The organism is Streptomyces sp. NPDC005794, assembly GCF_042871445.1.
GTDB lineage: Bacteria > Actinomycetota > Actinomycetes > Streptomycetales > Streptomycetaceae > Streptomyces.
This window is the reverse complement of sequence record NZ_JBIAIN010000006.1, coordinates 393784-404157: the sequence shown is the minus strand read 5'-3', so window position 1 is coordinate 404157 and position 10374 is coordinate 393784. Positions and strand designations below refer to the sequence as shown.

Below are 10374 nucleotides of genomic sequence, written 5' to 3'. Positions count from 1 at the left end.
TCACCGCCTCCCGCCTCCACGAACTCGCCGAACCCACCGCCGACGACGGCCTCAAGGCACTCCTCGCCGACCGCACCGCCTACGAGGACTTCGACACGAACACCGCCGCCGAACGCTCCATGGCCTTCGAAGCCCTCGACCAGCTCGCCATGGAACACCTCCTCAACGTCCGCTGACCCACCCCGGGACGCCCGGCCCACCACCACCGGGCGTCCCACCGTCCCCGCCGTGACACCGCCGGATCCGCGCAGGGGCTTGACGACCACCCTGTGGGAGCGTTCCCATGGGCGCCGGCCACCCTCTTACCGCAAGGGCACCACCGTGACAGAACTTTCCCCGGACGGGCGGATCCGACGCCGCAGCCGCCGCACCAGGCGGATCGTCGTCCCCCTCACCGTCGTCTCCGCGATCGTCGCCGGCACCGTCCTGTCGGGATGCGCCCAGCAGCGTGACGACGACGTCTACACCGTCATGAACTCCTCGACCGACGAGTCGTACCACCGCTGGGACGGGGACACGCTCGAGCGCTGCAGCAAGGAGCTCGGTGTCACCATCGAGCAGCAGAGCGTGCCGGCCGCGCAGCTGATGACGAAGGCGCTGCGCATGGCGTCCTCGAAGTCGCTGCCGGACGTCCTCCAGCTGGACGCCTCCGAGATGCCGACGTTCGCCGAGGCCGGCGGGCTGATCCCGCTGAAGGATCTCGGGCTGACCACGACGGACATCCCCGAGGGGATCGTCGACTTCGGTTCGTTCGGCGGGAAGTACTACGGGGCCGCGCGCACGGTGAACACCCTGGCGCTGTTCTACAACAAGGACACTCTCGACAAGGCCGGTCTCGAGGTGCCCACCACGTGGGCCGAGATGCAGTCGACGGCCAAGAAGCTGACCCAGGGCAAGCGGTACGGTCTGGCGCTCAGCGCGGGCGGCGCGGAGGACGGTGTCTTCCAGTTCACGCCGTTCATGTGGTCCAACGGCGGTGACGAGTCGAAGCTCGACACCCCGGAGGTCGCCGAAGCCCTGGACTACTGGAAGGCGCTCCTGAAGGACGGCTCACTCTCCAAGTCCACGGTCAACTGGACCCAGGCCGACGTGAACGACCAGTTCATGGCGGGCAACGCGGCCATGATGATCAACGGCCCGTGGCAGGTCGAGACCCTGAACGCGAAGAAGGGGCTCAACTGGGGCATCGCCGAGATCCCCGTCCCCGAGGCGGGCGACGACTCGGTCGGTCCGCTGGGTGGCGGTGTGCTCACCGTGCCCAACACCGGTGACACCGAGCGCGAGAAGACGGCCGCCGAGATCATCGGCTGTATGGCGGGCGAGCAGGAGCAGATCACCTACGCCCTGAACAGCTGGATGGTCCCGGCGAACACCAAGGCCGCCGCCGTGTGGCGTACGAAGGCCCCGGAGCTGGCGGCCCTGGCCGGACAGGTCTCCACGGCCCGTTCGCGTACCGCGAAGGTCGGCGCCCAGTGGTCGTCCGTGTCGCTGGCCCTGCAGAGCGCCTTCCAGTCCGCGCTCACCGGCGCGTCCAGCGAGGCCGCTCTGAAGCGTGCCCAGCAGCAGGTCACGAGCGGGAACTGAGGTAACGAACCATGTCATCCACCACAGCCTCAGCCGCCGCGCCGTCGGCCGACCCGAAGGCCTCCGTGGCCGGTGCGGTCAAGAAGCCCGTGAACCCGCGAAGCGCCAAGCGGCGCAGGGCGCTCGCCCAGTGGGGGTTCATCGCCCCCGCCGTGATCTTCATGGCGCTGTTCTTCGGATACCCGCTCGTCCGCAACATCGTGATGAGCTTCCAGGACTACTCGCCGTCCACGTTCTTCACCGGCGACGCGCCGTTCAACGGCACGGACAACTGGAGCAACGTCTTCAACGACGGGCTGTTCGGCAAGGCCCTGTGGCAGACGATCCTCTTCACGGTCGGATCGCTCGTCGGCCAGTTCTGCATCGGCCTGGCCCTCGCCGTCTTCTTCACCCGCCGCTTCCCGCTGAACGGGATCCTGCGCTCGCTGATCCTGCTGCCGTGGCTGGTCCCGATGGTCGTCTCCGGCATCGTGTGGCGGCGCATCTTCGACCAGGACACGGGTGTCCTCAACTCCTTCCTGGGCACCGTCGGCCTCCCCGGTGACACGCCGTGGCTGACGAGCACCAGCGTGGCGCTGGTCTCGGTGATCCTGGTGAACATCTGGATCGGCATCCCGTTCAACATGGTGATCCTCTACGGCGGCCTCCAGGAGGTCCCCAAGGAGCTGAACGAGGCCGCCGCGCTCGACGGCGCGTCCGCCTGGCGTACGTTCCGCTCGGTCACCCTGCCCATGCTCAAGCCCGTCATCACCGTGGTGCTGGTGCTCGGCTTCATGTCGACGGTGAAGATCCTCGACCTGGTCCTCGCCCTCACCGACGGCGGGCCCGCCGACTCCACCCAGACGCTCGGCACGCTCACGTACCAGAACTCCTTCGTCCAGATGGACTTCGGGGCCGGTGCCGTGGTCGGCAACATCCTGATCCTGATCTCCGCCGTCTTCGCGGTGTTCTACCTGCGGGTCAACCGCAACGAGGGGAAGTGACCGGCATGGCGACCACCACCCAGATCCCCGCCGCCCCGGCTCCCGCAGCCATGCACCGGCCCAAGCGCCGCTGGGGTGCGACCGTCTTCGGCGTCGTCGTCCTCGCGGTCATGCTCTTCCCGCTGTACTGGATGATCAACACCGCGCTGCAGCCGGAGGCGAGCCTGGTCGACGTGGGCCCCGTTCCGACGGGCATCGACTTCTCCGGCTTCACCTCCGCGATCACCGAGCAGGGCGGCAACCTGCTGACCTCGCTGGCCGTGGCGCTCGGCGCCGTGGCCATCTGCCTGGCGGTCTCCGCGCCGGCGGCGTACGGCCTGGCGCAGTTCAAGCTGCGCGGCAGCAAGACGATCGTCTTCGGCACGCTCATCACCCAGATGGTGCCGGGCATCGTCATCGCGAACGCCCTGTACAGCGCGTACGTGGACCTCGGCCTGGTCAACTCCTACTTCGGCCTGATGCTGGCGGACGCCTCGCTGGGCATCCCCTTCGCGATCGTGCTGATGCGTTCGTTCATGGTGTCCATCCCGCGCGAGGTCATCGAGGCCGCCGAGGTCGACGGCGCCGGCCGCCTGCGTACGTTCATCCAGGTCGTCCTGCCCATGAGCCGCAACTCGCTGATCACCGCCGGGCTGTTCTCGTTCCTCTACGCGTGGAGCGACTTCATGTTCGCGCTCACGCTGAACACCACGGACGACGTCAAGCCGATCACGCTGGGCATCTACCAGTACATCGGCGCACACGTCGGCGACTGGGGTTCCGTCATGGCCGCCTCGGTGCTCTCGGCGGTGCCCGCAGCCGTTCTCCTCGTCCTGTCCCAGAAGTACATCGCCGCCGGGATCACCGGCGGCTCGGTCAAGTAAGGGTTTCCATGAGTGACTTCCCGGTCTTCCCGCCCGGTTTCGTCTTCGGCGCGGCCACGGCCTCGTACCAGATCGAGGGCGCCGTGGATGAAGACGGCCGCGGGCCGTCCATCTGGGACACCTACAGCCACACGCCCGGCCGGACGGACGGCGGCGACACCGGTGACGTGGCCTGCGACCACTACCACCGCTACCCGGAGGACGTGGCGCTGCTGCGCGACCTGGGCGTGGAGTCGTACCGCTTCTCCATCGCCTGGTCCCGGATCCAGGCCACGGGCAGCGGGGCGGTCAACCCCAAGGGGCTGGACTTCTACTCCCGGCTCGTGGACTCGCTCCTGGAGGCGGGCATCGAGCCGGCCGCCACCCTCTACCACTGGGACCTGCCGCAGGCCCTGGAGGACAAGGGCGGCTGGCGGGTACGTGAGACCGCCGAGCGCTTCGGCGAGTACTCGGCGATCATGGCCGAGCACCTCGGTGACCGGGTGCCGCGCTGGATCACCCTCAACGAACCCTGGTGCAGCGCCTTCCTCGGCTACTCCGTGGGCCGGCACGCGCCGGGTGCCCAGGAGGGGCGCGGGGCGCTGGCCGCCGCGCACCACCTGCTGGTCGGCCACGGCCACGCGATGAACGCGCTGCGCGCGGCGGGCGTCCGCGAGGCGGGCATCACGCTCAACCTGGACCGCAACGTCCCGGCCACCGAGTCGGACGCCGACCTCGCCGCGGTCGTCCGCGCGGACACCCAGCACAACCTGGTGTGGACCGAGCCGCTCCTCGCGGGCCGCTACCCGGCCACCGAGGAGGAGACCTGGGGTGAGCTGATCACCGGTCAGGACTTCCGCCGCGAGGGCGACCTGGAGCTGATCTCCCAGCCGATGGACTTCCTGGGCATCAACTACTACCGGCCGATCGTCGTCGGCGCCGCCCCGCACCGCGAGGCGGACCCGGCGCTGCGCGTCGCCACGGACAACCGGTACGCGGAGGGCAACTACCCGGACGTCCGTAAGACGGCGATGGGCTGGCCGGTCGTCCCGGAGTCCTTCACCGACCTGCTGACCGTGCTGAAGCAGACGTACGGCGACGCACTGCCGCCGGTGCACATCACGGAGAACGGCTCGGCGGAGTTCGACAGCGTCGAGGCGGACGGCTCGATCCACGACGCCGACCGGGTGGAGTACCTGCGCACCCATCTGACGGCGCTGCGGGCGGCCATGGACGCCGGGGTCGACGTACGCGGGTACTACGTGTGGTCGCTGCTGGACAACTTCGAGTGGGCGCTGGGCTATGCGAAGCGGTTCGGGATCATCCGGGTCGACTACGACACCCTGGAGCGCACTCCGAAGGACAGCTACCGCTGGTATCAGCAGCTGATCGCGGCCCACCAGGCCTGATCGCCCGATCCCCGGACCGGGGGCGTACGCGTGCACCATGGCGCGTACGCCCCCGCCTCGCGTTTCCCGGGGCTGCCGGGTACCGCGTGACGGGTCAGCCGATGACGTCGCGGAGATACCGAACGGCGAGCTCTTCCGCCCGGTGGCGGCGCTCGATCACCACCGCGGTGTCGTCGAGCCACCGCCTGTAGAGCTCCACGCAGGCCAGGACGGCCCGCCCGGCGTCGTGGAGATCGTCACCACAGAGGGTCGCGCGAAGATCGCGCGCCTCGTCCGGAGCGATGGACTCCAGACGGCGGACCCCGCGAGGCAGGGCACCCACTCGTTGGGCGGCCATCGGCCCCAGTACGGTCTCCCGCAGGTGGCTGAGGAAACCGACGACCTCGAAGAGCTCGCCACGCCCTAGTTTCGTCGCCGCGTAATGCACCCAGACCCAGAAGCGGTCCTCGATCCACTGGAGGTCCAGCGGCGGGGTCCGGAGCATTTGCTCCGCGAGCGCACGGGCCAGGCCGCCGTCCCGGTCCCACAGCACTTCCGGGTCCTCGATCCGCTCGGCGAAGCCGGAGGCGCGCACGAACTTGAAGTCGACATGGAGGAGGGGCGGGCCGACGAGAGTAATGATCAGGCGGGGTTCCCCGACGTGTTCACCGGTGAAGCCGGCCACGAGGTCGGCCCATGAGCCGATCAGTTCGAGACGCTCCGCCATAACACCGTCGAACGCCTCGTCATCGATCACCACGATCAGATCGACGTCCGAGTAGACGTCGGGGTGTCCCGCCGCGATCGACCCGGCGACGGCGACCCCGGCCACTCGTGGATCCTTGCGGATCCGTGGGAGCACGTCGCTGAGGAATCGGCCGTGGAGAGAGGGAGGTTCCATGACTTTCCTTCCCGTAGGAACAAAGTCTTCAAACGTACCACTCCGTCCGGTGCGCCCCCACGGGTTTGCCCTGCCCGCCGTGCGTCACCGCGTCGCGTACGCCGCCGGGTTCTCCAGCACCTCGTGCACCACCCTGGCCGCCGCGCCGCGTGCCGCGTCGCCGGAGACGGACGAGGCCCGCAGCCGGCTGCCGTTCTCGTGCCAGCGGCCCGACACCACCCGTGCGGTGAGCTGGGCGTCCGCGGACTTCTCCAGCCAGGGCATGAGGTTGCGGTAGATACCGCCGAGGACGACGGCCTCCGGATCGAAGAGGTTCACCGCGCCGGCCAGGACCACGCCCATCCGGTCCCCCGCCTCCCGCAGCGCCGAGACGGCCCGCTTCTGACCGGCAGCGGCGCGCTGCTCCAGCTCGGCGATCCCGCGTACGCCGGTGTCCGGGGCGATCCCGGCCGCCCGCAGCAGCGCGGCCCGGCCGGCGTACTGCTCGAGGCAGCCGTGCGCGCCGCACCGGCAGAGCGGTCCCTGCGGGTCGACGACGACGTGCCCGATCTCCCCGGCGAACCCGTGGGCGCCCCGCAGCATTTCGCCGTTCACCACGAGCGCGCCGCCCACCCCGATCTCACCCGTGAGATAGAGGAAGGTGCGTACGCCGCCGAGTCCGCCGAACCAGAGCTCGGCCAGAGCCGCAAGGTTGGCCTCGTTGTCGGAGCCGACGGCCAGGGCCCGCCCTGCCGGCCGCAGGGTGCTGAGGGCCTGCCCGAAGATGCCCTCGGCGGCGACCCTGCTCCAGCCGAGGTTGGGGGCCTGCCGGACGACGCCGCCGGAGACCAGGCCGGGCAGGGCCAGCTCGACGCCGACCACGCGCAGTTCCTGTTCCCGGGTGGAGGCGATGACCCGGTTGGTGAGCCGGGCGGCGTGCGCCAGGACGTCGGCGGGCGGGACGTTCCGGTGGTCGGTGTGCTCGGTGACCCGGACCCGGTCCGTGCCGGTGAGATCGACGGCGCACACCGAGACGTAATCGATGTTGATCTCCACCCCGAGCCCCGCCGGGCCGGTCCGGGAGAGCTTCAGTACGGTGCCGGGGCGTCCGGCACCTCCGTTGGAGGTCTTCCCGGACTCGCTGAGGCAGTCCAGCGCGAGCAGCTCCTCCACGAGCGAGGAGACGGCGGCCCGGGTGAGCCCCACGAGGCTCGCCACCCGGGCCCGGGTGACCTCGCCCTCGTCGCGCACGGTCCGCAGGACCAGGCTCAGGTTGTGACGCCGCACGGACTCGTGTCCGGCCTTGGCCGCGGGCGAGGTGAGGGTGTTCTTCATCAGACCTTCGAGCCTAACGGCGAAGGGCCGCACCCGGTGGGTGCGGCCCTCGTTGCCTTCCGGATCCCTTACTTGCGGATCAGGCTGCGGAGCACGTACTGCAACGTGCTCCCGCTGCACGGTAGTTCTGCAGGATTTCGAGGACGATGGCATTCTGAGCAGTGATTCTCGCATCAGATCGCCACCATGCGCACGGTTTCCGGGCGTGGAGAGCATATCTGGCTGAGTTTTCCTACCGCCGACGCAGCACTTCAACACGCGCGGCACGGCGAGTCAACGTGCTTCGTTGGCGGTTGCCCCGTGTTCCGCCCGCTGCTATGGCGGCGGGTCCGGGTCCTCGCGTGACCGGGCCCCTGTGCGCCCCTTCATTGCCGATCCCCGACCTCTCGCCAATAGATGCTTCGGCGCGATCTCCTCGGCCTCTGCAAGGCTGAAGGCATGGCCGACTCCGACGACCCGATCTGCTTCATTCTCGGGCATGCTGCGCTTCCTCAGCGACGACGTCGCCAGCACCGGTCGCGCACCGGCGCTGCTCGGTGGCCTCGATGTAGTCGCCGAGGGAGCGGCGGGTGTCGAGCAGGGCGTCGATGCGCGCGTCGATCCCCCGGAGCCGGGCCCGCAGGACGTCCAGCACCTCGGCGCACGGTTCGAGCTCGGGTAACGGGCCGGTCGCACAGGGAAGGGTGTACGCGATCTCCTGGGTGGACAGGCCGGCCGCGAGGAGGTTGCGGATCTGGGTGACGGTGAGGACGACTTCGTCCGTGTACTCGCGGTAGCCGCTGGGGCCGCGGGTGGGCCGTAACAGGCCCTGGGATTCGTAGTACCGCAGGAGGTGCGCGTGGACCCCGGTCCGCCGGCTCAGTTCCCCGATCAACATGCCCGTTCCTCCTTGACCTTCATACCGGTGTGAAGGTTGATGATGCCCCCATGACCACGACACCCTTCAACCCGCACGCCCTCCTCGCGAAGAGCAGCCTCGGCACTCTCGCGACGGTCAAGTCGGACGGCCGGCCTCAGCTCTCCCCCGTCCAGCCCTTCTTCGACCAGGAGGCCAACGTCATCTACGTATCGACCAGTCACGGAACGGCCAAGACGGCGAATCTGCGCCGGGACGCGCGCGCCACGCTGATGGTGCTGAGCTCCGACGGGTGGGACTGGGCCACCGCCGAGGGCGTCGCCACGCTCACCGGGCCGGGTGAGGACCCGCACGGCCCGGAGGTCGAGGCGCTGGTGCACTACTACCGCAGGGCGGCCGGCGAGCACCCGGACTGGTACGAGTACCGCCAGGCGATGGTGTCCGGCCGCCGGGTGCTCATCACGATGACCGTCGACAACGTGTACGGCGCCAGGGTCTCTTGACGGCACACCCCGCACGGCTCCCTGCCCCGCTGTCCGTCGGCCGGACCGCGGGGCAGGGAGCTTCGGTGCCACCCGGCTGGGTCACCCGGCGGGGTCACCCGGCTGCGTCACCCGGAGGTGGCGCCTCCGGCGTGGAGAAGCGTCTCGCCGTCCTGCTCCCGGAGTACGGCGATCAGTGCGCGCAACCCGGCCTCCGTACGGGCGATCTCCGCGTCGGTGAGGTGTACCGACGGCTCGAAGCGCAGGGTGTTGGTGGCGCTCGCGGTCGGGAAGATCCGCAGCGAGTGGACCCTGAGGAGGTAGCCGGACAGGAGGTAGCCGAGGAGCCCGGCGCCCGACTGCTCGCGGATGATCTCCGAGGTGGAGCCGGACTGGTCGTGGAACTCCAGGCCGAGCATCAGGCCCTTGCCCCGGACATCCGCGACGATGTCGCCGAACTCCTTGCGCAGCCCCTCCAGCACCTCCAACAGCTGGTTGCCCCGCGTCTCGGCGAGCCGGTAGGCCTTCCCGCCGTCGGCCTCCAGCAGCTCGACGGTCTTGGCCGCGATGAGCGTGGAGAAGCTGTCCTTGGCATAGGTGGAGCTGTGGACGAGCTCGAAGTCCGTACGGTAGCGGGAGCCGCGCACCAGGGTCAGCGCCGACTTGGCGATGCCACCGCCGAGGCTCTTGGCGAGGGTGATGTAGTCGCCCCGCAGGCCGATGTGGGCGGCGGCGAAGAAGGCTCCGGAGCGGCCCATGCCGCTCTGCACCTCGTCCACGACGATCGGGATGTCGGCCGTGGCGCAGGCGTCCTGAATCCGGCGGGCGGTCTCCCGGTCGAACACCCTGATGCCGGCCTCGCCCTGGATGGGTTCCAGCAGGAACGCGCCGATGACCGGCAGCTCCCGCTCGACGAGGCGTACCGTCCCGTCCTGCGCCTGGAAGTCGAACAGGGAGCTGCGCTCCTCGTCGATGGCCTCCGTCAGCGCCTCGGGACGGCTGACGTCCACGAAACGGCACCGGGCGGCGAGCGCGCGGAACGGGGTGCGGTACCCGGGGTTGTGGGTGAACTGGACGCTGCCGATCAGCTTCCCGTGGAAGGAGCCCTCCGGTGCCAGGAACACCGGAGCCGCGCCGGCCCGCTCGGCGTTGACCCGTGCGACGGCGGCGAGCAGGCGCTCGAAGCCCGCCGCGCCCTCCTGTGCGGGGTCGCCCTCCACACCGAGTGCGGCGAGCGCCTCGCCGGAGACCTCCAGTCGGGCACCCGTCCCTACGGCGGACCGGGCCTTCTCCGCGTGGGCCGAGACCCCTTCGAGGAGTTCGCCGAGCTTCATCACCCGGTCGAGTTCCGCGTGCTTGACGGCCACTTCGTTGGCCTCGGCACCACTGTTGGCGAAGATCGCCGAATAGGGCTCGGGGTCGCCGAACTCCCGGTGGATGATGCCGTTGATCTTCCAGGCGAGGTCATTGGCGTAAGGATGCCGCGAGAACTGGGCGTGTACCGGCGTCCCTCCGTCCAGCAGCGACTTCGCGTACTCCACGATCTCGGGGTTGTTGTGCCCGAGGACGACCGACCCGTAGCCGCCGACCAGGTCGAGCACCGGTATTTCCGCTCCATCGGCTTGGCGGTAGAAAAGGGTGTTTCCACTGGATCGGACGTACTCGACGTCCAGGCCCAGCGTGGACAGCCAATTCGCCAGGTGCGGTTCAGCAAGTTCGAGCTTCTCTACCACGGGGTTCATCTCCACCCTCTGACCGACAGTGCCGCGTGACTCCGTACTGGCGGCGAACAATAGCATTCGGTCGCTCTTTTATTCGAGTGATCCGTAATGGATCGGTAACTGTCCGTCCTCCGCACCCTTCACGCCGCCCCGACCAGCCAATTCCTCCCCGATTACCGGAGTGATCCATAGGCTTCCTTTCCCGGATACGACAGCTCGCCGGTAATCATCCGGGGAAAGCGGACGGAGATTCACGCGTTGCCGGGCCATGACCGACTTCCTGGAATTCGCGTATCGAATACG

At 69.1% G+C, this 10374-nt stretch carries 9 protein-coding genes and 1 pseudogene; 6 read left to right on the top strand and 4 right to left on the bottom strand.

What is annotated here, in order from left to right:
- The 5 genes and pseudogenes from ACFYQ5_RS12875 to ACFYQ5_RS12855 form a co-directional block, all read left to right on the top strand.
- Window positions 1-176: pseudogene (locus ACFYQ5_RS12875) on the top strand (xylose isomerase); the annotation flags it as partial.
- 145 nt (window positions 177-321) lie between these two features.
- The gene (locus tag ACFYQ5_RS12870; RefSeq protein ID WP_389196891.1) at window positions 322-1584 is read left to right on the top strand and encodes an ABC transporter substrate-binding protein; all 1263 of its coding nucleotides are present in this window, start codon (window positions 322-324) and stop codon (window positions 1582-1584) included.
- Window positions 1585-1595: 11 nt separating this feature from the next.
- Entirely contained in the window at window positions 1596-2567 is a 972-nt protein-coding gene (locus ACFYQ5_RS12865) for a carbohydrate ABC transporter permease (protein WP_389196889.1), read from the top strand.
- A gap of 5 nt (window positions 2568-2572) precedes the next feature.
- Window positions 2573-3430: a carbohydrate ABC transporter permease gene (locus ACFYQ5_RS12860; RefSeq protein ID WP_389196887.1), complete on the top strand. Its 858-nt coding sequence runs from the start codon at window positions 2573-2575 to the stop codon at window positions 3428-3430.
- Window positions 3431-3438: 8 nt separating this feature from the next.
- Window positions 3439-4818 (top strand): GH1 family beta-glucosidase, encoded by a 1380-nt coding sequence (locus tag ACFYQ5_RS12855; RefSeq protein ID WP_389196885.1) that lies wholly within the window; start codon window positions 3439-3441, stop codon window positions 4816-4818.
- A 94-nt stretch (window positions 4819-4912) separates the two neighbouring features.
- Here ACFYQ5_RS12855 and ACFYQ5_RS12850 read toward each other — a convergent pair whose 3' ends face one another.
- The 3 genes from ACFYQ5_RS12850 to ACFYQ5_RS12840 form a co-directional block, all read right to left on the bottom strand.
- Window positions 4913-5698, bottom strand: a complete 786-nt coding sequence (locus tag ACFYQ5_RS12850) for a nucleotidyltransferase domain-containing protein (RefSeq protein WP_389196883.1) — start codon at window positions 5696-5698, stop codon at window positions 4913-4915.
- An 84-nt stretch (window positions 5699-5782) separates the two neighbouring features.
- Window positions 5783-7012: an ROK family protein gene (locus ACFYQ5_RS12845; RefSeq protein ID WP_389196881.1), complete on the bottom strand. Its 1230-nt coding sequence runs from the start codon at window positions 7010-7012 to the stop codon at window positions 5783-5785.
- A 466-nt stretch (window positions 7013-7478) separates the two neighbouring features.
- Window positions 7479-7889, bottom strand: coding sequence for a MerR family transcriptional regulator (locus tag ACFYQ5_RS12840; protein WP_389196879.1), 411 nt, complete (start codon window positions 7887-7889; stop codon window positions 7479-7481).
- Between the two features lie 50 nt (window positions 7890-7939).
- On the opposite strand from ACFYQ5_RS12840, the gene ACFYQ5_RS12835 reads away from it, so the two are divergent.
- A complete protein-coding gene (locus ACFYQ5_RS12835) occupies window positions 7940-8371 on the top strand; it encodes a PPOX class F420-dependent oxidoreductase (protein ID WP_389196877.1) in 432 nt (143 codons plus the stop codon).
- A gap of 107 nt (window positions 8372-8478) precedes the next feature.
- Here ACFYQ5_RS12835 and ACFYQ5_RS12830 read toward each other — a convergent pair whose 3' ends face one another.
- Window positions 8479-10092, bottom strand: a complete 1614-nt coding sequence (locus tag ACFYQ5_RS12830; protein WP_389196875.1) for an aspartate aminotransferase family protein — start codon at window positions 10090-10092, stop codon at window positions 8479-8481.
- Window positions 10093-10374 lie beyond the last annotated feature (282 nt).

What these genes read in the sequence shown, in the direction of transcription:
- ACFYQ5_RS12865 (WP_389196889.1), top strand. Translation starts at nt 1,596, where the DNA reads ATGTCATCCACCACAGCCTCAGCCGCCGCGCCGTCGGCCGACCCGAAG.
- ACFYQ5_RS12860 (WP_389196887.1), top strand. Translation starts at nt 2,573, where the DNA reads ATGGCGACCACCACCCAGATCCCCGCCGCCCCGGCTCCCGCAGCCATG.
- ACFYQ5_RS12855 (WP_389196885.1), top strand. Translation starts at nt 3,439, where the DNA reads ATGAGTGACTTCCCGGTCTTCCCGCCCGGTTTCGTCTTCGGCGCGGCC.
- ACFYQ5_RS12850 (WP_389196883.1), bottom strand. Translation starts at nt 5,698, where the DNA reads ATGGAACCTCCCTCTCTCCACGGCCGATTCCTCAGCGACGTGCTCCCA.
- ACFYQ5_RS12845 (WP_389196881.1), bottom strand. Translation starts at nt 7,012, where the DNA reads ATGAAGAACACCCTCACCTCGCCCGCGGCCAAGGCCGGACACGAGTCC.
- ACFYQ5_RS12840 (WP_389196879.1), bottom strand. Translation starts at nt 7,889, where the DNA reads ATGTTGATCGGGGAACTGAGCCGGCGGACCGGGGTCCACGCGCACCTC.
- ACFYQ5_RS12835 (WP_389196877.1), top strand. Translation starts at nt 7,940, where the DNA reads ATGACCACGACACCCTTCAACCCGCACGCCCTCCTCGCGAAGAGCAGC.
- ACFYQ5_RS12830 (WP_389196875.1), bottom strand. Translation starts at nt 10,092, where the DNA reads ATGAACCCCGTGGTAGAGAAGCTCGAACTTGCTGAACCGCACCTGGCG.